The following is a 21,018-nucleotide window of genomic DNA, read 5'->3' as shown; positions in this document are numbered from 1 at the left end:
CATGAGCAATGACAACATGAGCCGGAACGCCGAGCACTACGCTGACCCGACCCCCGGCACCGCGATGCGGAACATCCGCAAGGAAGAATACCAGAAAGAGGCCGCCCGGCTGCTGCAAATCAGCATTCTGGTGCCGATGCTGCGTCAGATCGCAGAGTGGTCCGGCTTCGACATCATTGGCCGCATCCCGCTGCGGGACAGGGTTACCGGAAAGGAGTATCGGTAATGGACAACAAAATTCTGGAAGAGGCTCGCGATACCATGCTGACAGCCTGCGAGAAGCTGGGCTGTGCCGGTATCATCAGCAGTTGGACGCGCAGGGACGGCACGGTGGTCAGACTGTCGCTGAAAATCATGCCCCATAACGAGGACACCATTGCGGATGCCATCTGCGACATGGACGACGAGGAACTGGCCAAGCGCCTTATCCCCATTGTCGTGAACCAGATGTGCGCGGATGGGGTACCGACCGAGGAAGAGGCGCTGAAGTGGCTCCAGCAGCCTGCCAGCTGCCTGAAGGAGTAAGGAGGACAAGATGGCAGAGCATTACAAAATCGACTGTGACAAGGTCGAGGACAGAAAGGTGCTCGTTGTCGTGCTTGCCATGAACGGCTACACCGTGCGCATGGGCAAGGAGAAGCGCGGCGGCAAGTCCACCCTGACCTATTTCGTGGAGTATTGGAGGCAGGACAATGAAGGTTAAGACAGCAGCCAGCATTCGCCGCAGCTATATCGGCGATCGCAGCCGGGCAGAGGGCGCGGGCTTTGAGGCTATCATCAGCTCTGCTTGTGACTACTACCGCGCAATCGGGCGGGCTGACATCGAGAAAACCCCGGAGCCGATGAAGCCCCTCGGCGGCGCAGATCGTTCCGGCAGGTTCCTCGCCTGCTACACCAAGCAGGCACAGCCGGACTACAAGGGCGTTCTCTCAGGCGGCAGAGCTGTCGTTTTCGAGGCGAAACACACCGACACCGGTCGTTTGTTGTCCGACCGCGTATCAGCCGAGCAAGCCGCCTGTTTGCGCCGGATATCACGGCTGGGTGGTATCGCGTTCGTTCTGTGTTCATTCAATGGCCGGGAGTTCTACCGCATTCCGTGGCTGATCTGGGAAGACATGAAGAACGTGTTTGGCCGGAAGTACATAACCCCGGCAGATGTAGGAGCCTACCGCGTCCGGGTCGCAGCGCCGGGAGTGCTGCTGTTTTTGGAAGGAGTTGAAACGAATGCGCCCGATTGAAGAAATCAAGAAGAACCATCGCCTGATGATCGTGCGGGAGGGCTGGGACGGCTTCATGGCCTACCTCGTCCACCCACAGTATAAGCCGCAGACTGTGGGCATCGTTGCATCGTGGGGCGGCGGCTGGGAACACGTCAGCGTGAGCCTCCCGCGCCGCTGCCCGACGTGGGACGAGATGTGCCTTATCAAGGACATCTTCTGGGACGAGGAAGAATGCGTGGTGCAGTTCCACCCGCCGCGCAGCCAGTACGTTGACACCCATCCGTACTGCCTCCACCTGTGGAAGAAAATCGGCGAGACCTACGAGACCCCGCCGAAAGAATTTGTGTGACGAAAGGAGTTACCACATGAGCAAGAGAGAAAATAAGCGCATCCGACAGCTGGAACGCCGCGTGGCAGAGCTGGAAAAGAATATGCCCGCGCCCGACTGCCAGATTCGCGTTGACGCGGAGAGCTGCGTACCGGAAAAGCTGGCGCAGGACATCGCGGAGGCCATCGCAAAGTCCACCGGCAAGAACGTTCAGGTGCAGCCTGCACAGACCCGCAAGACCTTCAGCGACACGCTGCGGGAAATCTTTGGCGCAAAGTGACCGGCTCGCAGCCATGACCAGAAAGAGGGGTGTATATGGAGATTAGAGCATGGAGAGCACAGGACCCGGCAAGAGAGGCCGCGTTTATGGAGGTCAAGGATTGGTTCCGCAAGCTGCGCGATCTGGCCGAGGGCATGAACATCCAGCACGAAATGATGGCCAAGCAGCGTGACGCAGCAACCAGAGTGACCCAGAGCTTCAGCGGGATGCCCATGTCTGCCGGAAACGGTGACAAGATTCTGGATGCCGTCTGCAAGATGGACAGTGAGAACCGCGAACTGAGCCGCATGGAATCGGAGCTGGTCAAGCGCCGCATTGAGGCAATTTCCCGCGTGTTCTGCATCGTGAGCGCCGAAGATGACAGTACGCTGCGCATGGCCGATGCTGTGCGGGCCTACTACATCGAGTGCGAAACAACAGACAAGGACGGCTATTTCAAACTCAAAACCTACGATGACGTGGCTGCCGAACTGGGCATTTCTCGCTCTACAGTTTCGGACGCAATCCGGGAAGGGCTGCAAGCGCTGGCCGAAATTTGGCCATACATCAACAAGGATTGTGCATAATGAGCAATACGCGCAAAAATAACTCTCAAATTTTCTACATCACCCCGGACTGATATTGTTATGTCTCTGGACTTCCAACAGACTGGGAGGCATGATAGAATGACATAAGCGCAACCGCGCAATGCGGCACGGCGCTTGAAATCCTGCCGACCCCGTAAGCAGAAGTGGACACATGGCCTCATAAACCACCGGGAGCTGACCGCGTTACCCATACGCGGCACATTCCTTTCTTTTTCTCTCACACAGGCATCCTCCTAGACTTTCCGTCACCCCCCACGAGGGAGCGCGGATAGAAACAACACGCATTTCAGACGGAGGCCCCGGAACGCCAAAAGCGGGTTATGACGTTGGTCCCGCTGGTGTGTGTGTCCATTCCCCAAGCTGCGCCCGACCACCGCGGCGCGGGGATATTATATGCCGTTGTAGCTCAACGCAGAGCGCCGCTTTTGCAGGCGGGTCAACATTGATGATACATTCCATGACAGGCAACTGCGACCAATCACCGCAGCGGGCTGGCGCGGAATGGTGCCGGTTCGAATCCGGCCAACGGCTCTATATGCTGCCCTAGCGCAATTTGGAGCGCGTTCATGTGTGTAGACATGGAAGGTTCGATTCCGAAAGGCAGCACCGAAAAACAGAGGGCTGCCCCCATCGTGGGGCGACCCTCTGTTTCGTTTTACCCGCAAGCAAGGAGGACAATGGCAGAATGATTACGAAAGAATTGCTGAAACTGCCGGTGTCGGAGCTGGTTCCCTATGAGAACAATCCCCGCGTCATTTCCCCGGAAGCTGTGAACGCTTGTGCGGAAAGTATGCGGCAGTGTACCGCGCTGGACCCCATCGAGGTGGACGAGAACAACGTCATCCTCAGCGGACACACCCGCCGTCTGGCTCTGATGCAGCTCCATGTGGAAACCGCCGATGTGGTGCGCTACACCGGTCTGACCGAGGAGCAGAAACAGAAGTACCGCATCCTTGCCAACAAGACCGGCGAAATGACCGGCTGGGACTTTTCCAAGCTGGAACAGGAACTTGCCGAGGTTGATTTCGGAGATTTCGACTTCAATTTCGACAGCGAGGCCCCGGACGATATCTTTGACGATTCGACCGACCTTCGCAGCAGCTATGACGAGCCGCACGATGACAAGCTGATCTGCCCCTGCTGCGGCCACATCGACCTGAAAGCCAAGTTCAAAAAATTTGAAGGAGTCGCTGGAGATGAACAAAACGGTGAGGATTGAAAATATTTCTCAGCTCCTTGGAAAACAACAACGCTCGTCTGGATGAACTGGGGTCGATGCACTATAACCTGATGTCCTACTACTACATCCCGAAGAACCCCAAAAGAGCACTGGGCATCATCGAGCAGAGCGAGCGCATCATGATAGATTCCGATGCGCACACCTTCCAGAAGGGCAAGACAAAACTCAACTGGGAAGAATACACGGAATCCTATGCGCGTTTCATTCGTGAAAATGACTGTAACAAAATCGTTGGTTACTTTGAGATGGACGTGGACAAGGTCATCGGCCTTGAGCGCGTCATAAAGCTGCGTAGACGGCTGGAACAGGAAACGGACAAGATTATTCCTGTCTGGCACAAAGGGCGCGGAATAGAAAACTTCTACCGGATGTGCGAAGAGTACAGCGGCAGGGTCATTGCAATTACTGGGTTCAAAAATGAGGACATCAAAGATGACCAGTATGCGCAATTCTTGAAGATAGCGTGGCAGCACAACTGCCGTGTTCACTGTCTGGGCATGACCCGGAAGGACATCTTGAAGAAGGTTCCCTTTGACTATGTGGATAGTTCCAGCTGGACGCAGGGCGTTCTATATGGCCGTTTGGGAAGCCGAAAGCTGAAAAACGAAGATACTGCCGAGAAGCGCACTATCATGCGGCAACGGCAGTGGGAAGCTGCATATAAGGAGGCAATGAAGATGCAGGAATACTACGAACGTTACTGGTTTACTGCAACCACCCGACTGAAAAATTCTCTGGGGGGGGGTACTGATTATGCTGCACAGTAAAATCAAGCCCCTTATCTATGCCGCCATGACTGCGGCCATCTATTATGTCCTGTGCGTGGCTATCGCGCCCCTGAGTTATGGACAGATTCAGTGCAGGATTTCCGAGGTTATCCTGCTGTTCTGTATGCACAACACGTTCGCAGTCTATGGTTACACCCTCGGATGCGCACTGGCAAACCTGACCTCCCCGCTGGGCATCCTTGATGTCATTGTCGGTTCTCTGGCAAATCTGATTGTCGGTTCCTTCGCTCGCAAGTGCGGCAAGGCGCTGCCGACTGTCCTGTTTGGCGCTGTGTTCAACGGTATCGTAGTAGGCGCAGAGCTGTCCATCGTGTACGGTTCTCCGTTCCTGCTGAATGCTGTGTGCGTGGCAGCGGGCGAGGCTGTTTCTCTTTTGGTGGGCGCTCTGCTGTACCATCTGGTGGGCAAGCGCCTTGAAAGCATTTGGAGGTGAGTTGCGATTGGCCGCAAAGGTAAGTTTGAGCAGTGGTTAGAGCCGGAAGGTCTGGCACTGCTTCGCGGATGGGCAAAAGACGGCCTGAAAGACAAGCAGATTGCCGAGAATATAGGCTGCTCAATATCGACCCTCTGCGAATGGAAAAACCGATTTCCTGAATTTTCGGAAGCACTAAAAAAGGGCCGGGACGTCGCTGACTACATCGTGGAGAATGAGCTGTTCCAGAGCTGCCAGACCCGCAAGATAACGGTCAAAAAGCCTGTCAAAGTCAAGACCGTAAAGGTAGACGGCAAGAAACGGTTGGAAAAAGAACACATCGAGTATGCAGAGGAAGAGGTCGTTGTACCGGCCAACACCACGGCACAGATCTTCTACCTGAAGAACCGGAAGCCGGACAAGTGGAAGGACAAGCCGGTGGAGAGTGCAGCCGAGGCTCAAAAGACCGAGATGCAGACCCTTGCCGACTTGCTGCAGCGGCCCGTTCCCAACCGCGATATCAAGGACTTTGAAGAATGAACATTCCAGCACCATTCTCTGAAAACCAGATGCGTTTCTTCTGGAACTGCTTCGACCACTGGTTCAACGTGGCAGAGGGCGGCAAACGTGGCGGCAAGAACGTTCTTATCACCATGGCCTACTGCACCATTCTGGAAAAGCATCCCAGCAGAATACACCTCATTGCAGGCGTATCCACTGCGACGGCCCGGCTGAACATTCTGGACTGTGACGGCTTCGGCCTGAAAAACTATTTTGAGGGCCGCTGCCGTGAGGGCACCTACCAGAACCGCGACTGTCTGTACATCCAGACTGCCACCGGCGAAAAAGTGGTGCTGGTGTCTGGTGGTGGCAAAGCCGGTGACGAAAAGCTGATCAAGGGCAACACCTACGGCACCGCGTACATCACCGAAGCCAATGAATGCAGCGAAACTTTCATCAAGGAAGTATTCGACCGTACCCTGTCCAGCCCGGACAGAAAGGTGTTTCACGACCTGAATCCCAAGGCGGAGGGGCACTGGTACTACGAAAACATCCTGAATCTGCACGAAAAGAAGCAGACGGAGAACCCAAAATACGGCTTTAACTACGGACATTTCACCATTGCCGATAATATGAGCATCTCGGACGAGCAGCTCCGGGCCGTGCTTGCAACCTACGACCGCAGCACAGTCTGGTATGCCCGTGATATCCTCGGTAAAAGGAAAGCTGCCGAGGGCCTTGTGTATCCCTTCTTCTCCGCCGGGCAGGACACCTACCTCTTTCACGGTGATGCTTCCCACATCGACGGGCAGTTTTACGTGTCCATCGACTACGGCACCCACAACCCCTGCAGCATGGGCCTGTGGGTCATTCATGATGGCAAGGCCCTGCGCATCAAGGAAAGCTATTTTGACAGCCGCGCCGAGCGTGTGCAGCGCACGGACGAAGAGCACTATGCCGAGCTGGAACGCCTGACCAAGGGCTATTACATTCAGGCGGTGGTGGTTGACCCGTCCGCTGCTTCCTTCATCGAGACCATCCGGCGGCACGGCAAGTATCTGGTTATCCCAGCTGATAACGACGTACTGAACGGCATCCGCTGCGTGGCATCCCTGATGCAGGCCGGGCTTGTGACTATCCACGAAAGCTGCACGGCATCCCGCCGGGAGTTCGGCCTGTACTCGTGGGATGACAAAGCCAAAGAGGACCGCGTCGTGAAGGAGAACGACCACGCCATGGACGACATCCGCTATTTCTGCTATACGATACTGGCCCCGCTGATCCGCTGGGCAGATTGGAGACGAAAGTAATGTTTGACAGACTGCTTTTCTGGCTGCGGGAGAAAGCGCGGCTGCTGTTCGGTGAAAATACCACCGTCAGCGTCAGCGTGTCCGACAGCATGGAGAATGCCATTGTCCTGTGGGCGCAGATGTACGACAGTGGCGGGCCGTGGTGTCATGGTGGAAAGAACCCCCTTCACAGTCTGGGTCTGCCCAAAAGCGTTGCATCGGAGCTGGCCCGTCTGACCACGCTGGAAATGGAATGTCTTGTTTCTGGCAGTGCCCGCGCCGACAGCATCAACACTATGCTGCAGCCTTTCATTGCAGATCTGCGCACCCCGGTGGAATACGGCTGTGCGCTGGGCGGCATCCTGTTCCGGCCCTTCCTCGATGCAGAGGGACGCATCCAGATCGATGCTGTGCAGGGGGATTGCTTCTGCCCTACCCGCTTTGACAGCTCTGGCCGCATGACCGGGGCTATTTTTTATGACCATCTGGTGCGTGGCAACCGCATTTACACTCGTCTTGAAGATCACGAGTTTTCCGGCAGCACGTACAGCGTCACGGTCAAGGCGTTCCGTTCCATGACCAGTGCAGACCTCGGCATCGAGGTGCCGCTGACCGACGTGCCGGAATGGGCCGCGATCTCCCGCACACTGAGTTTTCCGGCGTAGACCGCCCGCTCTGGGGCTATTTCAGGGTATCTGGCGGCAACTCTTCCGACCGGCATTCTCCGCTGGGTGTGAGCGTCTATGCGGCGGCTGTCGAGACGATCCGGGACGTTGACGAGCAATATGGACGCCTGCTGTGGGAGTATGACGGCGGGCAGCTGGCCATTGACGTTGACCAGACCGCCCTGCGTACCGATGCCGACGGAAATGTTCATCTTCCGGAGCGGCTTGAGCGCCTTTACCGCAGCTGGCTGAACGGCAGCATCGGGGCCAATGGCCGGAACCTCTACGAAGCCTTTGCCCCTGCCCTGCGGGATGAAAGTTATCGTCGGGGGATGGATACCATGCTCAAGCGGGTGGAGTTCCAGTGCGGCCTTGCCTACGGCACCCTGTCCGACCCGCAGAACGTGGACAAGACCGCCGAGGAGATCAGGAGCAGCAAGCAGCGCAGCTACACTACCGTCAAGGACCTGCAGCGGGCGCTGGGCAATGCGCTGACCGATCTGGTATACTCCATCAGCAAGCTGCTGGATGCCCAGTGGAACAGCGGCGCAGCCGTTTCCCCGCCGGGCGACTGCAACGTGACCTTTGACTTTGACGATAGCATCATTTCTGACCCCAAGGAGCGCAAGCAGATGTACTGGGGCTACGTTACCGCAGGCAAGTTCCCCTTCTGGCGGTATCTGGTGGAGTTCGAGGGCTACAGCGAGGACGATGCCAAGGCCATTGCCGCCGAAGCGGTTGCTGAGAACCGCAGCCCTGAAGCCCTCACCTTCGGGGGTGCCTGATGCTGCCGCCGTCTTACCTCGACCAGATGCCGGACGCCTTTGTGCAGCTCTGGCAGCAGGTCGAGGACGAGATCTTACAGGACGTTGCCCGGCGCATCGGCAAGATGGACAAAGTGACCGCTACTGCTAACTGGCAGCTGTGGCGCTACCAGCAGACCGAGGCGCTGCGCAACGACGTGGTGAAGCTGCTGGCGAAGTACACCGGCAAGAACGAAACGGCCATCCGCAGGCTGCTTTTGCAGGCCGCCACCGAAGCCATGGAGCGGGAGGACGCCATCTACTACCACTACGACATGGAGCCGACGCCCTTTGAAGAGAGCGCCGCCCTGAACAACCTGCTTGATGCCGGTGCCCGGCAGACCTGCGGCACATGGCAGAACCTCACCGCTACCACGGCAAACACCGTCACAGGGGCCTTTGAGCGCACGCTGGACGCTGCATGGCTCAAGGTGAGCACCGGTGCCTTCGACTACAAAACAGCCGTCAAACAGGCTGTGGACAGCCTTGCAGACGAGATGCCCATGGTCACCTATCCCAGCGGCCACAAGGACAGCATCGAGGTGGCCGCCCGCCGTGCCGTGCTCACCGGTGTGAACCAGACGACTGGCAAGCTGCAGGTGGCCCGCATGGACGAAATGGGCTGCGAATTTGTGGAGACGACAGCCCACGGCGGTGCCCGTCCTTCTCATGCAGAGTGGCAGGGCAGGCGCTTCCACCGGGGCGGCGCGGTGGACTACAAGGGCAGACACTACCCGGATTTTGAAGCCGCCACCGGCTACGGCACCGGCGCAGGCCTTTGCGGCTGGAACTGCCGCCACACCTTTTTCGCGGTGTTCCCGGAGCTGGGCGACCCGCCCCAATGGACACAGGAGCAGCTGCGGGAGCTGAACGCCCGGAACATCGAGTGGAACGGCAAAAAGTACACCGCCTACGAGATATCCCAGATGCAGCGGACCCGGGAGCGGAACGTCCGCCGCTGGAAAAAGCGGTATCTGGCCGAGGACGCTGCCGGGCTGGACACCACCGACGCCGCCGTGCGCCTGAGAGCGGCCCGCCAAAGCCTTGCAGAGTTTGCACAGGCCACGGGTGGCCGTGTGGACAGCGCCCGTGTCAGCGTGCCGAAGTTCGGCAGGAGTGAAGCCAGCAGGGCGAATTGGGCGGCGAAGAAAAACTCCTCTGTTTATTCGAGCTTGAACATGGAGCCAAAACCTGTTACAATGCAGTCAATCGCAAATGTTAAGGCGTTCAGCTGTGACACACTGGATGCCGCCGGGCAGCAACAGCTGAAAAACGCCCACAAGCGCCTTCTCATGGTCGCTTCAAAGCAGCCGGAAAATGTTGAAGTGGGCAGGGTGTTCGACATCAAGATGAAGCCGCTGACGAAGGATATCATCGGGCCCGCTCGTGGCGGAAGCGTGAAACCTCCAAAAACAGCGGTTCCGCATATCTTCATTCACACCCATCCCGATTGCAGTATTTTTTCGCAGGGCGATTTGTACAACTTCGCACACGACGATTCTATAAAACTTCTGACCGCAGTTGGTCATAACGGGCACATTTACGCGATTGAGAAAACATCAGAGTATGATTCGAATACCATCAAGGCTATTTCTTCCCGGCTTTTCACAAAAGTAAATGCATTGAGTGACATTCCAAGGGAACAATTGCCTGACGAACAACTGCTTCAGGAAGCCGAATCCATAATTCGTGATTCAATCAAGGAGATGAAAAAATATGGCATCCGGTTCTATGAGTGATTATTTCACACCAGAAGTAATTAAAGAGCTTCAAGAAACATTGCTGAAACATCCGATTGACCACTCGTATGATGAAGAATGTGAAGCATACGACAATGATGTTCCGCCTGAGCAACTTGCATCGCGCTGTGCCTATGATGCATTGAAAGGGATTGGCAAGCTCCCGCCCGGCATCGAATAACCTTAACCACCATCCACCCGGACGGTGGTTTTCTTTTGCCAATTTTTCAGGAGGTACACTATGGTTACTACAGTTCTTATCACTCTGATGATCCTCGCGCTGCTGGAGATCGTTCTGCTGAACGGCGCCCGGCTGTTCTTCATGATTGCATCCGCCGTGCAGCAGGCGCAGGACGACAAATACACGCCGCACCCGCACCCCAAAAAGTAAGCTTTCATTCACGGAAATGCCCCATTTTAACCACTGTATGCCATCAAAAAGGCACAACAGTGGTTTTTTCATGCCGTTTTAGCTCATGTTGGAAGAGCACCGGACTTTTAATCCGGGTGTGGCGGGTTCAACTCCCGCAAGCGGCACCACAGCGGAAGGCGGCGCGTACCCCGTCTTGTCCCGTGCGGAATGAGAACCGCGATACAAAACAGCAGGGACTTATCCACCCAACAGACAAAAGAAAGGAGCACATCGCAAGTGAAACGCGAAGATGTGAGCAAGATCATTCCGGGTATCACCTCGGACCAGCTGGACAGCATCATGAACCTGCACGGCGCGGATATCACGGCCAAGGTGAACGAGATCACCACCCTCAAGGCCGAGAAAACCACCCTGACCGAACAGCTGTCCACTGCAAACAGCAAACTGGAAGGCTACGACCCCGAGTGGAAGGCCAAGGCCGAGCAGGCCAAGACCGATGCTGCGACTCAGGTCGCTGCCCTCGAAAAGGGCTACGCTCTGGAACGCAAGGCATCCGGCCTGAAATTTTCCAGCGAGAGCGCCCGCAAGGCGTTCCTTGCCGAGGCAAAGGCCCAGAATTTTGCTATGAAGGACGGCGAGATTCTGGGCTTTGATGATTATGTCAAGGCTTTCAAAGAGAGTGATCCCAGCGCCATTCTGCCGGACGGCGGCATGGCACGTTTTTCCGCATCGGCGACCGGCGCACCCGGCCAGCCCGCAAACACACATGAGGCCGCAAATGCTGCATTCCGCGCAGCGTTCGGCCAGAAAGGTTGATTCTTATGGCTACTGATGCAATCGCTCGCAATAAGGCTGAGGCCCTGATCCGGGAGCAGCTGGTGAACACCATCCAGCAGGACGTGCCCAAAAGCTCCACCGTCATGCAGCTGGGCACCCGCCTTGCCAATATGACCTCTAACCAGACCAAGATCCCCGTGCTGTCCATGCTGCCGCTGGCTTACTGGGTCAACGGTGACACCGGCATGAAAAAGACCAGCAAGCAGGAATGGGACAACGTGTATATGACCGCTGCAGAGCTGGCCGTCATCGTTCCTGTGCCCGAGGCTGTGCTGGCAGATTCCAGCTTTGACATCATGGGCGAGGTACAGCCCCGCGTCCGGGAAGCCATGGGCGCAAAGATCGACAACGCCATCCTGTTCGGCGGCGAGCGTCCCACCGAGTGGACGACCGATGTTCTGACCCTTGCGGCCAAGAACAAAGTCACCGGCCCCATCGACTACGCAAAGCTGCTGGGCAAGGACGGTCTGTTCTCCAAGGTGGAGGCTGGCGGCTTCGGCGTGGACGCCGTGGTGGGCGACCTGACCGCCAAGGCAGAGCTGCGCGGCCTTGTGGATACCACTGGCCGTCCCCTGTTCCGTTCCGATATGCAGGGTGCCACCACCTACGCGCTGGACGGCGCACCGATGTACTTCCCGGATAACGGCGGCTTTGATGCTTCCAAGGCACAGCTGATCGCAGGCAACTTCAAGAAGCTGGTGTACTCCATCCGTCAGGACGTCACCGTGAAGCTGCTGGATCAGGGCGTTATTCAGGATCCTTCCACCAAGGAGATCGTTTACAACCTCGCCCAGCAGGATATGGTGGCCCTGCGTGTGGTCATGCGCATGGGCTGGGCACTGCCGAACCCTGCCACCCGTATGAACGCCGACCGCTCCAAAGTCCCCTTTGCGTTCCTGACCGCAGCTGCCGTCGCAGCATAAGGAGGCCCCATGCTCTACTGCACCTATGACCAGTACACGGCGGCGGGCGGCATGGTGCCAGAAACGGCGTTCGGTGTGCTGTGCAGCCGGGCTTCCCGCATGATCGATTCCGCCACCTTTGGCCGGGCCGAGAGCCACGCCGCCGGGTGCGAGGCCTGCCGGGAAGCATTGGCGGACGCCTGCGGGCAGATCGTCGGCCTGCTGGCCGCTGCATCTGCGGCGGGTGCTGTGCCGGGTGCTGCCAGCGTCTCCAACGACGGCTACAGCGTCACCTTTGGCAGCAATGCCAGTGTGACCGCCGCCGCCCGGCAGGAAGCCTATGAGTAGTCCTCCGCACCGCGCTGGGCAATGACCCGCACGACCTGCTGTACAGGGGGATTTTGTGATGCAGACAGCCGTTACTGTGGTGAACCTCATCCACGATGTGACCACCGAGACAGACAGGCCGGTGTGCTGGGTGTTCCCCGGGTGCTGCTGGCGGGAATGCCGCTCCACCTCCGGCTCCGGCACCGCCAAAGACCCGGAGCGCACCACCCACATCCGCATCCCGGCCAGCGTGTGTACGGCGGGCTACCTGCCCTATGCCCAGTGGGCGGCGCTGTCTGCGGCGGAAAAGACCAAGCACTGGACCCTGAAACGCGGCTGGAAGCTGGTGCAGGGCGCGGTGCCTGCCTTGACCGCCGAAGAGTATGCCCGGCTTGAAAAAACGCACCTGTGCTGCACAGCGGCGGCTGTCTCGGACGACCGGGAGCCGCTGCTGCCCCACTGGCATGTGGAAGGGAGCTGATCGCATGAGCGCACCGGTTTTTGATTTCAAGATCACGTTCCGGCCCGGCTTTCAGGCCGACATGGATGCACGGTTCGCAAAGCTGCAGTTTGCCTTTTCACAGAAAGTGGCGGCAACGGTAGACCCCTATGTGCCCTTTGACACCGGCACGCTGAAGAACAGCGTGAATCAGGCATCCGACTTCAAGGAAGGTCTGCTGGTGTACAATACGCCCTATGCCCGCAGGCAGTATTATCTGCATGAACAGGGCAAGGGTCTGCATGGTGAGAACGGCCTGCGCGGCTCCTATTGGGGCCAGCGGGCCATTGCCGACCACAAGGACGAGCTGGAAAAGTTCGCCCATGATGCCGCAAAGCAGTTTCTGGGAGGGAACAAATGAGCGAAACCGTAAAGCCCACCATTGCCGCCCTGCGGGCATGGCTCAAGACCTGCCCGCTGATCGCCGAAGAACAGGAAGCCACCGGTGCAGCCTTCCGCATTGCCGGACTGGAAGAAGAATCCACCGCATTTTCCATCGAGGACAGCCCCGGTGATCCCATCATCACCGAGTACATCTCCGGCTGGGAAATGTCGAAGAATTACCTCTTCCTCAGCCGCCGGGAGTACAGCGAGGTGGACGCCGTCAGCATCCAGAACAGCGGCTTTTTTGAGCAGCTCACCGAGTGGGTCATGCGGCAGGACGCCCGGCACGACCTGCCTGACCTCTCGGCCTGCGGCGGGGGCAAGACCCCTACCGGCATTGCCGTGACAAACAGCGGCTACATCGTCACAAACAGCGCGGGCAGCTGTAAGATGCAGCTGCAAATGCGCCTGACCTACTACATGCCAAAATGAAAGGAGTTTTGATATGACTGTATCTGAAGCCATTACCAAGTCCGGCATCACGCCCAGCGCGTCGTATACCGGCATTGAGACGGCGGACGACTTCATCCTCGCCTTCCAGATCGAGAGCACCCAGACCAAGGAAAGCCAGTGGATCGTCTGCGCCGAACATGTGAAGGAGCATTCCGGCTCCCTGAACGCCACCACCGAGGATTCCCAGTACATCCGCACCGGCAACGTTACCGAAAAGACCGGCACCCAGCGCACCCTTGCCGTCAACGGCGTCCGCTACACGGGCGATGCTTTTCAGAATTTTGTGCTGAGCCACAAGATCGTGTACGGTACCGGCAGCGATATCATCAGGCCGTACATCTATTTCAGCCTTCGCACCGGCAAGGGCGAGAAGGGCAGCGCTTCCATCATCGTCACCAGCGACGTGGGCGGTGCAGCCGGTTCCAAGGCCACCTTTGCCTGCGACGTGAAGGTCATCGGCACGCCGGAGGAGTTTGACTACAACCCCGCCACCCAGTCCGCTGAGCCTGCCAAGGCCGTCAAGGGCTGATTTTTTTCAAACACAGTCCCCGCTCCACACCGGAACGGGGATTTTTTATGCCGTGAACAAAGCTTATTCCTCCGGGGCAGAACCGGGGCACGGCCCAAGAAAGGAGCCAGAACATGGTTATTTGTGGACAGGAATTTGAATTTTCGGCGCTGAACGCCAACGACCTCGACCGTATGGACGCGGCACAGCAGCACATGCAGGCGGCTTCTGACCGCGAGAGCAAGCGCTCGCATACGGGCACCGCCGACATCCTGCGCGGCCAGTGCCGCCTTATGATGGGCTACTTCGACGAGCTGCTGGGCGAGGGTGCATCTGAACGTCTGGGTCTTGACGGAAACAACTTTGGTGCCTGTGTCCGTGTGACGAACGCCATCAAGGAAGCCATCGCCGCAGAACAGGCCACCGTAAAGCAGGCGGCTGCAATGCCCATGAACCGCGAGCAGCGGCGCGCAGCGGCAAAGCAGCAGCAGCGCAAGCAGAAACCCGTGTCCCGCAGCGAGGGTTTCCACCCGCAGGTGGCAAGCCGCCCGGCGCAGCAGCCTATCACCCAGACCAACACTTTCTGGCCGGACACGGAAGCCGAGACCCGCCGCAAGACCGACCAGCTGATCGATGCCCGGCAGGCTGTGAATGCCCTGCGGGACGACCCCGATGCCATGCAGCAGCTGGCAGAGTACGCTCTGCAGCTGGCATCCGAGCGCCATGTCTGACCTGCTGCTGGACGAGTTGCCCACCCGGTGGCACGGACACGAGATCATCCCGGATTTCCGGCCCATGGTCTGGCTGGTCAACACCTACGTGCGCGGCCAGACAGGAGATGATCCCATCGGTTTTGCGGTCAGCGCCCTCTGGCGTTTTTACAAAGACCCACACTGTTTTCTGAACGACCCTCAGAAGATCATCGACGCCTACGGGTACATGATCGAGTTTTATAAGGCGGGCGAAAAAGCAGCCGAAAGCGCCGCAGCTGAAAGCAGTACCGCGCCCTCTTCCGGTCTTGCCTTCGACTACCAGTGTGATGCCGGTTACATCGTGGCGGCGTTCCAGCAGGCCTACGGCATCGACCTGACCCGGGAGCGGGTGCACTGGTTCCGGTTCCGGGCGCTGTTCGCGGCCCTGCCGGAGGAGACCCTCATGGCCAAGATCATGAGCTGGCGCACCATGGACCTGTCCGAGTACGAGGGCAGTATGCGTGCCCACTATGCCGACTTGCAGGAGCGCTTTGCCCTGCCTGCTGAGTTGAGAGGGGGTGCCGCCCGTGTCGTGTCCGTCGAAGAGCATGATGCTGCGTTCCTTGCGCGGTTCCGGCACTAGCCGCGCCCCGGTGCCCTGCCCATACTGCGGGCGGGCGCTGCCGGTGTGGGCAGAAAATGCCGCATCCGCCCATGGCCTGTGGGTAAAATGCAAAAATCCCGCCTGTAAGCGGGAGGTAGAGATCAAGTTATAACAGCCTGTGCCCTTGTGCCCGCGCTCTTTTGGAATGGAGAGAGGTGGACACAGTGGCATTTGATTTTGACGTTACCGGCAACACCAAACTGGATACCAGCGGTTTTACCAATGGCATTTCCAGCATGACGGTGGCTGCTGGTAATCTGATCGCTGACTTTGTAAAATCGGCCAGCAGCAAAATGGCCGAGCTGGTGACTTCCTCGGTCGATATTGGTTCATCGTTCGAGACAGCCCTTGCCAAGGTCGGCACCATCGCCGACACGAGCAAGGTCTCCGTGGGCGATCTGAACAAGCAGATCCTTGATACATCCGGCAGCATGGGCGTTGCCGCTGCAGACATTGCCGAAGCAGCCTATCAGGCCATCAGTGCCGGACAGGATACGGCAAACGCCGTAGCTTTTGCCGGACAGGCTTCCAAGCTGGCTGCTGCTGGCTTCACTTCCAGCAGTTCGGCAGTCGATATCCTGACCACCGCGCTGAATGCCTATGGACTGAGTGCAGATCAGGCCATCCATGTATCGGATGTGCTGCTGACCACCCAGAATCTGGGCAAAACCAGCGTGGATGAGCTTTCGTCCAGCATGGGCAAGGTCATTCCTCTGGCTGCAGCGTATGGCGTGACCGTCGAAAATCTGTCCAGTGGTCTGGCCGTCATGACCGCAAATGGTATTGCCACGGCAGAAGCCACCACCTACACCAAGTCCATGCTCAACGAACTTGGCGATGCCGGTTCTACTGTCGGCAAAATTTTGCAGAAACAGACCGGCAAAAGCTTTGCTCAGCTGAATGCTGAGGGCAAGAGCCTAGGCGATGTTCTGCAGATTTTGTATCAGAGCGTCGGCGGCAGCAGCACTGCCTTTGCAGGTCTGTGGTCGAGTGTGGAAGCAGGCACCGGTGCATTGTCGCTGGCATCCGGCGGCGCTGAACATTTCAACGATGTGCTCAGCCAGATGCAGAACAGCGCAGGCGCTACCGAGACCGCCTACGAGACCATGACCGACACCTTTCAGCACAAGGTGGAGACCATGCAGACGGCTGCCCAGAACTTCGGCATCACCCTGTATGACTCGCTGGAATCCTCTCTGAGCGATGCCACTCAGTGGGGCACAGACTGCCTCACCCAGCTGACCACCGCCCTGTCTGATGGCGGACCCGAAGCCATGCTTCAGGCTGCAGGCCAGATTCTCTCCATTGGCGGCAGGCATTACCGAGCAGCTGCCCGGCCTGATGAACACCGGCGTGGAGATCATCACCCAGCTGGCTGAGGACATCGTGGAAGCTACACCGGCCATGCTGGACACGGCTGCTGAAGTGCTGGGCGCGCTGGCACAGGGCCTTGTTGACAACATCCCGGACCTGATCGCCAGCGCCGCCGAGATCATCGCCGGATTTATCGGCTACCTCGGTGACCACACAGACGAGATGATGACCGCCGGCCTGCAGATCATCGAGAGCCTCATCATTGGTATCACCGACAATCTCCCTGCACTGATCGAGTCCGCAGGCGCGGCGATTGCCAAGTTTGCCGCCGCGCTGATTTCCAACCTGCCGAAGATCCTCGAGTGCGGCGCGGCTATGCTGACCACCCTTGTGGACGGTATCCTCTACAGCATTGAAAATCTGGCCGAAGCCGCCCTCGCCTGCGTGGCAAAGCTGGTGGGCGTCTGGGACGGCAGCATGGACGAGTGGGGCCATATCGGAGAGAACATCGTTCAGGGCATCATCAACGGCATCGCGTCGATGTGGAACCGGCTGACCTCGTGGGTCAGCGGCCTGATTGCAAATCTGGTGGGCACGGCCAGCAATGCCGCCGTCAACGGCATCACCCAGAGCACCTCTGGCTCTACCTCTTCCGGCTCGACGAGCGCCGGGGCAATGAACCGCGACCAGCGGCACGCCGACGCGCTGGCCGGGAAAGGCATCAGCAATAAGAGCTGGACCGAACGTCAGGAAGAAGCCAAAAAGGCCGGTAAGGAGACGGCAGCATCGATTACTCAGTCGGCAAACAACGCCGCTGCTGCCATCGACAAGTCCGGCAAAAAAGCATCGAAAAGCGCCAAAAAATCCACCGCCGAAGTGGTTAAGTCCATCTCGGACACCACGACCGAAATCGACGGCAAGATCACCCGCACCACCGAAAACATCACCGAAACGCTCTCCAACGGCAAGACCCAGCAAAAGCAGGTCATCACCGAGACTTCCCGGCAGATGGTGGGCGGTGTGCTGAAGGACATCAAGACCATCACCGAGGTGGCGGCGGACGGCACCCGCACGGTCAAGCAGACCATGGAGACGGTGCGGGAGACCGCCAAGACGGTCACTTCCACCTTCGATACACTGGCAGACGGGGTCAAGACCACCACCCAGACCGTCACCGAGACCCTGACCGACGGCACCGAGACCCAGAAGCAGGTCATCACCGAGACCTACGACGACGTGGTGGACGGTGCCCTCGTGACGGTGGAGCGGGTCAAGACCCTTGCCGCAGACGGCACCGTGCAGGTGGCAGAGCAGATCAAAAAGTCCAGCGCAGACACCTTTGACGGCCTGTGGAAGGAGCTGCAGGACAGCGCCAACACCGGCGTGCTGGGTACCTTCGATGACCTGTACACCGCCGTCAAGAATCAGGACTGGCTCTCCGTCGGCAAGTGGGTCGCAAGCACCATCTACAGCGGCCTGACCGCCGACCAGAAGCAGCAGGTGCAGTCCTTCGCCCTCGGCATCGTGAATAAGCTCAATAAGGCGCTGGGCGGTGCCCGGGACAAGCTGGTGCAGGGAGCCATTGACCTTGGCGGGCAGATCGTGAACGGCCTGACCGGCGGCTTCTCTGAGGTCTGGCAGCAGGCGCAGGGCCTCGGCTCCACCCTGCTGAACATTTTCAACGGCCTGAAAGACCCGCTGCAGGCGGTGGCTCTCGCCATCAGCAAGGGCCTGAGCGGCGGCTTTCTCTCCTGTATGCCCGAGATCCTCATGGGCGCGGGCAGCGTGATCGTGGCCATCAGCTCGGCCTTTACCGGGATGCTGGAAACCATCGGCGCGGTGCTGACCGGCTTCGGCATCCCCACCGGACCCGCTATGATTATTGCGGGCGTGGCGCTGGTGGCCGCGATCGCAGGCATCGTGGCTGCCCTCGGCGTGTCTTTCAGCAAGAAAGGCTCGTCCGGGCGCGGCGGCTCTTCCGGCGGGTCCTCCGGCTCCGGCAGCATGGGCAGCGTGGACATCACCACCGGCACCGGCAGCCTTGAGGACGCCATCAACGCCAACACCTTGGCGTTGAAGAAAACGAACGCCGCCCTTGCCGACATGATCCGGCAGGCGGGAGCGCTGGTGCTTTCCGACAACATGCGCCTCGGCTCCACCGTGGCCGCGTCCGGCACCGCACAGGTGGTGTCCGCCGCAAACAGCTACCACCGGGAGGGCGACACCAAAATCATCCAGAACTTTTACAACGGCCACGACACCGCCGCCGCGCAGCAGCGGGAAGCCCGCTGGGAAGCCGACAAGGCCAAGGCCCGCAAACGATGAAAGGAGGACACTGTGCTTTTTAAGGATCACCTCGAAATAGTCACCGACGCCGGTGCCGTCCTGCATCTGGGCTGGGACTACGATACACCTTACTTTCTTGACCCGCTCAATGGCATCGACGTGGACTTGAAAACCGCGCAGGGTGTCAATCAGGTGGGCGACACCGTGGAGGGGCAGAGCGTCTCCGGCGTGTCCCGCACCCTCGATGTGGCGTTCTGGGGCGCGTATGCGCTGGACAATGCCCGGGCGTTCAGCAAAAAAATGCCATACTTCACCAAGGGCACCCTGTACTTTGGAAACCACTACTTCACCCGCTTTGTGCTGCAGAAAACGCCATACTTTTCCAGCTACACGCCGCAGCCGCGCTGTTCGCTCATGCTCTACAGCGAAAAGCCCTTCTGGTACGACCTCAATGCCGTCAGCAGCGTGCTGGGCGGGTATGAGAAAGCGTTCCGTTTCCCCGTCTGCTACGACAGCCACATCTACGGCATCAAGCGGGACGGCACGGCGGCGGTGCTGCGCAACGAGGGCAGCCTGCCGGTGCCCTTCACGGCCACCCTGCGGTGCGACATGCCGGTGACCCACCCCAAGGTGGTGGACCTGCAGACCGGGGCCTTCATCGGCTTTGACCTGACCCTGCAGCCGGATGAGACGCTGGAGATCTACCGCAGCACCTCCGACCGGCTGGCCTGCACCCTGACCCGGGCAGGCGTGACCGAGAACATCTTTGCAAAGCTGGACGAGGACAGCACCCTCACCGAGCTGCAGCCCGGCGATAACGTGCTCTCCATGCAGGCGGAGAACGGCTCCGGCTACCTGCAGGCATCCGTCAGCTTTTACCCGATGGAGGCGGGCATTCTTCCCGAACCGCTATGAGACTTGACGTTTTTGACGCAGACACTCTTGCCCGCGTGGGCTGGGTAGATGTGTGGGTGTCCCTCTACTGGGACAGCCCCTATTACTCCGAGGGCAGTTTTACCCTTGAGGTGCGGCCCACCGAAGAAAATTTGCGACTTCTGCGGGAGGGCCGCTGGCTGGTGCGCAGCGACGAAAGCCCCCGCATCCCCATGCGCATCTGCGCCCGCGCCAACCAGAACGAGGACGCAAACCTTGTGGTGTCCGGCTACCCGGCAACGTGGCTGCTGACCAAGCGGGTGTCTGCGGTGAGCATCAAGAACCAGAACGCGGAAGCCGCCATGCGCAGCCTTGTGAGCGCCGCAAAGCCGTGGCCCCGCCTTGAGCTGGGCACCGAGTACGGCTTTGACACGGTCTTTGCCAAGCAGACCTCCGGCGGCACGGTGTTCGACTACTGCCAGACCATCGGGCAGGCGTGCGACCTCGGTTTTCGGGTCATTCTGGACGGCAAGGGGGCTGAAAAGAAGCTGCTCTTCGAGTGCTTCCGGCCCACCTTCGACCCGAACCGCAGATACAGCCCCCAGTGGGGCAACCTGCGCAGCCCCGGGTGGAGCTTCGCCGACACCGACTACGCCAACGTAGCCCTTGTGCAGGGCGCTGGCGAAGGTGACGAGCGGGCCACTGTCTGGGTGGGCGATGTAAACGCCACCGGCTCCGACCGGCGGGAGATGTACATTGACGCCCGGGACGTGCAGCCGGAGGACGGCGAGACCAGCACCAGCCAGAGCTATCTGGAAAAGCTGGCCGACCGGGGCGGCGAAAAGCTGCTGAGCCAGCTGCGCACCGGCAGCATCGAGTTTGACGTGGACGACGACACCCTGCAGGTGGGCGATGTGCTGAGTGCCAGCCTGCCTCAGCTGGGCTACACCGCCATGGTGAGGGTAGCCGACATCATCACCCAGAGCGAGGACAGCGGCACCACCCGCACCATCCGGCTGGGCACGCCCACATGGCACAAGACCTAAGGAGGACT

30 protein-coding genes and 2 tRNA genes are annotated in these 21,018 nt (G+C 59.0%); all 32 read left to right on the top strand.

Annotation, left to right across the window (positions count from 1 at the left end):
- Position 1 precedes the first annotated feature (1 nt).
- The 32 genes from ACKXF7_RS10455 to ACKXF7_RS10300 all read left to right on the top strand — a co-directional run bounded on the left by ACKXF7_RS10455 (position 2) and on the right by ACKXF7_RS10300 (position 21,010).
- On the top strand, positions 2–226 hold the full coding sequence (locus ACKXF7_RS10455) for a hypothetical protein (RefSeq protein ID WP_242915778.1): 225 nt from the start codon (positions 2–4) through the stop codon (positions 224–226).
- Positions 226–525 carry a hypothetical protein gene (locus ACKXF7_RS10450; RefSeq protein WP_242915779.1) on the top strand — a complete coding sequence of 100 codons (300 nt, stop codon included), beginning with the start codon at positions 226–228 and terminating at the stop codon, positions 523–525. Before ACKXF7_RS10455 ends, ACKXF7_RS10450 begins: the two co-directional genes overlap by 1 nt.
- Before the next feature lie 10 nt (positions 526–535).
- Positions 536–703 carry a hypothetical protein gene (locus tag ACKXF7_RS10445; RefSeq protein WP_418265903.1) on the top strand — a complete coding sequence of 56 codons (168 nt, stop codon included), beginning with the start codon at positions 536–538 and terminating at the stop codon, positions 701–703.
- Entirely contained in the window at positions 693–1,238 is a 546-nt protein-coding gene (locus ACKXF7_RS10440; RefSeq protein WP_418265902.1) for a Holliday junction resolvase RecU, read from the top strand. The genes ACKXF7_RS10445 and ACKXF7_RS10440 overlap by 11 nt, the downstream gene beginning before the upstream one ends.
- Positions 1,225–1,569: a DUF7694 domain-containing protein gene (locus tag ACKXF7_RS10435; RefSeq protein WP_418265901.1), complete on the top strand. Its 345-nt coding sequence runs from the start codon at positions 1,225–1,227 to the stop codon at positions 1,567–1,569. The genes ACKXF7_RS10440 and ACKXF7_RS10435 overlap by 14 nt, the downstream gene beginning before the upstream one ends.
- A 16-nt stretch (positions 1,570–1,585) precedes the next feature.
- Entirely contained in the window at positions 1,586–1,828 is a 243-nt protein-coding gene (locus ACKXF7_RS10430) for a hypothetical protein (RefSeq protein WP_418265900.1), read from the top strand.
- A gap of 35 nt (positions 1,829–1,863) precedes the next feature.
- Positions 1,864–2,394, top strand: coding sequence for a hypothetical protein (locus ACKXF7_RS10425; protein WP_418265899.1), 531 nt, complete (start codon positions 1,864–1,866; stop codon positions 2,392–2,394).
- A 416-nt stretch (positions 2,395–2,810) separates the two neighbouring features.
- Positions 2,811–2,946, top strand: a tRNA-OTHER gene (locus ACKXF7_RS10420).
- A 154-nt stretch (positions 2,947–3,100) separates the two neighbouring features.
- On the top strand, positions 3,101–3,634 hold the full coding sequence (locus ACKXF7_RS10415) for a ParB N-terminal domain-containing protein (RefSeq protein WP_418265898.1): 534 nt from the start codon (positions 3,101–3,103) through the stop codon (positions 3,632–3,634).
- Positions 3,635–3,651: 17 nt separating this feature from the next.
- Complete coding sequence (locus ACKXF7_RS10410; RefSeq protein ID WP_423741238.1) at positions 3,652–4,422, top strand: hypothetical protein; 771 nt, start codon at positions 3,652–3,654, stop codon at positions 4,420–4,422.
- A complete protein-coding gene (locus ACKXF7_RS10405) occupies positions 4,409–4,876 on the top strand; it encodes a QueT transporter family protein (RefSeq protein ID WP_097775550.1) in 468 nt (155 codons plus the stop codon). Before ACKXF7_RS10410 ends, ACKXF7_RS10405 begins: the two co-directional genes overlap by 14 nt.
- 207 nt (positions 4,877–5,083) lie before the next feature.
- Positions 5,084–5,395 carry a hypothetical protein gene (locus ACKXF7_RS10400; RefSeq protein WP_418265896.1) on the top strand — a complete coding sequence of 104 codons (312 nt, stop codon included), beginning with the start codon at positions 5,084–5,086 and terminating at the stop codon, positions 5,393–5,395.
- Positions 5,392–6,666, top strand: a complete 1,275-nt coding sequence (locus ACKXF7_RS10395; RefSeq protein ID WP_423741237.1) for a PBSX family phage terminase large subunit — start codon at positions 5,392–5,394, stop codon at positions 6,664–6,666. The genes ACKXF7_RS10400 and ACKXF7_RS10395 overlap by 4 nt, the downstream gene beginning before the upstream one ends.
- Complete coding sequence (locus ACKXF7_RS10390) at positions 6,666–7,310, top strand: hypothetical protein (protein WP_423741236.1); 645 nt, start codon at positions 6,666–6,668, stop codon at positions 7,308–7,310. The genes ACKXF7_RS10395 and ACKXF7_RS10390 overlap by 1 nt, the downstream gene beginning before the upstream one ends.
- Positions 7,271–8,095, top strand: coding sequence for a hypothetical protein (locus tag ACKXF7_RS10385; RefSeq protein ID WP_423741235.1), 825 nt, complete (start codon positions 7,271–7,273; stop codon positions 8,093–8,095). The genes ACKXF7_RS10390 and ACKXF7_RS10385 overlap by 40 nt, the downstream gene beginning before the upstream one ends.
- On the top strand, positions 8,095–9,852 hold the full coding sequence (locus ACKXF7_RS10380; RefSeq protein ID WP_423741234.1) for a phage minor capsid protein: 1,758 nt from the start codon (positions 8,095–8,097) through the stop codon (positions 9,850–9,852). Before ACKXF7_RS10385 ends, ACKXF7_RS10380 begins: the two co-directional genes overlap by 1 nt.
- Complete coding sequence (locus ACKXF7_RS10375) at positions 9,830–10,033, top strand: hypothetical protein (protein ID WP_249238643.1); 204 nt, start codon at positions 9,830–9,832, stop codon at positions 10,031–10,033. The genes ACKXF7_RS10380 and ACKXF7_RS10375 overlap by 23 nt, the downstream gene beginning before the upstream one ends.
- Before the next feature lie 60 nt (positions 10,034–10,093).
- Positions 10,094–10,243, top strand: a complete 150-nt coding sequence (locus ACKXF7_RS10370) for a hypothetical protein (protein WP_154259740.1) — start codon at positions 10,094–10,096, stop codon at positions 10,241–10,243.
- Between the two features lie 72 nt (positions 10,244–10,315).
- Positions 10,316–10,392: transfer RNA gene (locus tag ACKXF7_RS10365), tRNA-Lys, on the top strand.
- Between the two features lie 109 nt (positions 10,393–10,501).
- On the top strand, positions 10,502–11,041 hold the full coding sequence (locus ACKXF7_RS10360; RefSeq protein WP_418266368.1) for a hypothetical protein: 540 nt from the start codon (positions 10,502–10,504) through the stop codon (positions 11,039–11,041).
- Between the two features lie 5 nt (positions 11,042–11,046).
- Entirely contained in the window at positions 11,047–11,985 is a 939-nt protein-coding gene (locus ACKXF7_RS10355) for a phage major capsid protein (RefSeq protein ID WP_418265890.1), read from the top strand.
- 9 nt (positions 11,986–11,994) lie between these two features.
- Complete coding sequence (locus ACKXF7_RS10350; RefSeq protein WP_423741233.1) at positions 11,995–12,312, top strand: hypothetical protein; 318 nt, start codon at positions 11,995–11,997, stop codon at positions 12,310–12,312.
- A 58-nt stretch (positions 12,313–12,370) separates the two neighbouring features.
- A complete protein-coding gene (locus tag ACKXF7_RS10345) occupies positions 12,371–12,772 on the top strand; it encodes a hypothetical protein (RefSeq protein WP_418266370.1) in 402 nt (133 codons plus the stop codon).
- Between the two features lie 4 nt (positions 12,773–12,776).
- The gene (locus ACKXF7_RS10340; protein WP_418265851.1) at positions 12,777–13,151 is read left to right on the top strand and encodes a minor capsid protein; all 375 of its coding nucleotides are present in this window, start codon (positions 12,777–12,779) and stop codon (positions 13,149–13,151) included.
- Positions 13,148–13,606: a hypothetical protein gene (locus ACKXF7_RS10335; RefSeq protein ID WP_423741232.1), complete on the top strand. Its 459-nt coding sequence runs from the start codon at positions 13,148–13,150 to the stop codon at positions 13,604–13,606. The genes ACKXF7_RS10340 and ACKXF7_RS10335 overlap by 4 nt, the downstream gene beginning before the upstream one ends.
- A gap of 13 nt (positions 13,607–13,619) precedes the next feature.
- A complete protein-coding gene (locus tag ACKXF7_RS10330; RefSeq protein WP_423741231.1) occupies positions 13,620–14,156 on the top strand; it encodes a phage tail tube protein in 537 nt (178 codons plus the stop codon).
- 113 nt (positions 14,157–14,269) lie between these two features.
- On the top strand, positions 14,270–14,866 hold the full coding sequence (locus tag ACKXF7_RS10325; protein ID WP_418266371.1) for a DUF6673 family protein: 597 nt from the start codon (positions 14,270–14,272) through the stop codon (positions 14,864–14,866).
- Complete coding sequence (locus ACKXF7_RS10320) at positions 14,859–15,470, top strand: Gp15 family bacteriophage protein (RefSeq protein ID WP_423741230.1); 612 nt, start codon at positions 14,859–14,861, stop codon at positions 15,468–15,470. The genes ACKXF7_RS10325 and ACKXF7_RS10320 overlap by 8 nt, the downstream gene beginning before the upstream one ends.
- A 185-nt stretch (positions 15,471–15,655) precedes the next feature.
- Entirely contained in the window at positions 15,656–16,870 is a 1,215-nt protein-coding gene (locus tag ACKXF7_RS10315) for a phage tail tape measure protein (RefSeq protein WP_423741229.1), read from the top strand.
- Entirely contained in the window at positions 16,797–19,130 is a 2,334-nt protein-coding gene (locus ACKXF7_RS10310; RefSeq protein ID WP_423741228.1) for a phage tail protein, read from the top strand. The genes ACKXF7_RS10315 and ACKXF7_RS10310 overlap by 74 nt, the downstream gene beginning before the upstream one ends.
- Before the next feature lie 12 nt (positions 19,131–19,142).
- A complete protein-coding gene (locus ACKXF7_RS10305; RefSeq protein ID WP_423741227.1) occupies positions 19,143–20,006 on the top strand; it encodes a phage distal tail protein in 864 nt (287 codons plus the stop codon).
- Positions 20,003–21,010, top strand: coding sequence for a siphovirus ReqiPepy6 Gp37-like family protein (locus tag ACKXF7_RS10300; RefSeq protein WP_423741226.1), 1,008 nt, complete (start codon positions 20,003–20,005; stop codon positions 21,008–21,010). The genes ACKXF7_RS10305 and ACKXF7_RS10300 overlap by 4 nt, the downstream gene beginning before the upstream one ends.
- Positions 21,011–21,018: the final 8 nt, after the last annotated feature.

Source organism: Faecalibacterium sp. 7, from assembly GCF_049562865.1.
Classification (GTDB): Bacteria; Bacillota; Clostridia; order Oscillospirales; family Ruminococcaceae; genus Faecalibacterium; species Faecalibacterium wellingii.
Note: the sequence above shows the minus strand (reverse complement) of the source record. Positions and strands in the feature narration are given on the sequence as shown.

Bases quoted from the DNA above. Each gene is read 5' to 3' on its own strand.
- ACKXF7_RS10395 (WP_423741237.1), top strand. From the start codon at position 5,392: ATGAACATTCCAGCACCATTCTCTGAAAACCAGATGCGTTTCTTCTGG.
- ACKXF7_RS10375 (WP_249238643.1), top strand. From the start codon at position 9,830: ATGGCATCCGGTTCTATGAGTGATTATTTCACACCAGAAGTAATTAAA.
- ACKXF7_RS10425 (WP_418265899.1), top strand. From the start codon at position 1,864: ATGGAGATTAGAGCATGGAGAGCACAGGACCCGGCAAGAGAGGCCGCG.
- ACKXF7_RS10300 (WP_423741226.1), top strand. From the start codon at position 20,003: ATGAGACTTGACGTTTTTGACGCAGACACTCTTGCCCGCGTGGGCTGG.
- ACKXF7_RS10430 (WP_418265900.1), top strand. From the start codon at position 1,586: ATGAGCAAGAGAGAAAATAAGCGCATCCGACAGCTGGAACGCCGCGTG.
- ACKXF7_RS10405 (WP_097775550.1), top strand. From the start codon at position 4,409: ATGCTGCACAGTAAAATCAAGCCCCTTATCTATGCCGCCATGACTGCG.
- ACKXF7_RS10385 (WP_423741235.1), top strand. From the start codon at position 7,271: ATGGGCCGCGATCTCCCGCACACTGAGTTTTCCGGCGTAGACCGCCCG.
- ACKXF7_RS10415 (WP_418265898.1), top strand. From the start codon at position 3,101: ATGATTACGAAAGAATTGCTGAAACTGCCGGTGTCGGAGCTGGTTCCC.
- ACKXF7_RS10390 (WP_423741236.1), top strand. From the start codon at position 6,666: ATGTTTGACAGACTGCTTTTCTGGCTGCGGGAGAAAGCGCGGCTGCTG.
- ACKXF7_RS10335 (WP_423741232.1), top strand. From the start codon at position 13,148: ATGAGCGAAACCGTAAAGCCCACCATTGCCGCCCTGCGGGCATGGCTC.
- ACKXF7_RS10440 (WP_418265902.1), top strand. From the start codon at position 693: ATGAAGGTTAAGACAGCAGCCAGCATTCGCCGCAGCTATATCGGCGAT.
- ACKXF7_RS10455 (WP_242915778.1), top strand. From the start codon at position 2: ATGAGCAATGACAACATGAGCCGGAACGCCGAGCACTACGCTGACCCG.
- ACKXF7_RS10350 (WP_423741233.1), top strand. From the start codon at position 11,995: ATGCTCTACTGCACCTATGACCAGTACACGGCGGCGGGCGGCATGGTG.
- ACKXF7_RS10325 (WP_418266371.1), top strand. From the start codon at position 14,270: ATGGTTATTTGTGGACAGGAATTTGAATTTTCGGCGCTGAACGCCAAC.
- ACKXF7_RS10355 (WP_418265890.1), top strand. From the start codon at position 11,047: ATGGCTACTGATGCAATCGCTCGCAATAAGGCTGAGGCCCTGATCCGG.
- ACKXF7_RS10345 (WP_418266370.1), top strand. From the start codon at position 12,371: ATGCAGACAGCCGTTACTGTGGTGAACCTCATCCACGATGTGACCACC.
- ACKXF7_RS10380 (WP_423741234.1), top strand. From the start codon at position 8,095: ATGCTGCCGCCGTCTTACCTCGACCAGATGCCGGACGCCTTTGTGCAG.
- ACKXF7_RS10445 (WP_418265903.1), top strand. From the start codon at position 536: ATGGCAGAGCATTACAAAATCGACTGTGACAAGGTCGAGGACAGAAAG.
- ACKXF7_RS10435 (WP_418265901.1), top strand. From the start codon at position 1,225: ATGCGCCCGATTGAAGAAATCAAGAAGAACCATCGCCTGATGATCGTG.
- ACKXF7_RS10370 (WP_154259740.1), top strand. From the start codon at position 10,094: ATGGTTACTACAGTTCTTATCACTCTGATGATCCTCGCGCTGCTGGAG.
- ACKXF7_RS10340 (WP_418265851.1), top strand. From the start codon at position 12,777: ATGAGCGCACCGGTTTTTGATTTCAAGATCACGTTCCGGCCCGGCTTT.
- ACKXF7_RS10450 (WP_242915779.1), top strand. From the start codon at position 226: ATGGACAACAAAATTCTGGAAGAGGCTCGCGATACCATGCTGACAGCC.
- ACKXF7_RS10330 (WP_423741231.1), top strand. From the start codon at position 13,620: ATGACTGTATCTGAAGCCATTACCAAGTCCGGCATCACGCCCAGCGCG.
- ACKXF7_RS10320 (WP_423741230.1), top strand. From the start codon at position 14,859: ATGTCTGACCTGCTGCTGGACGAGTTGCCCACCCGGTGGCACGGACAC.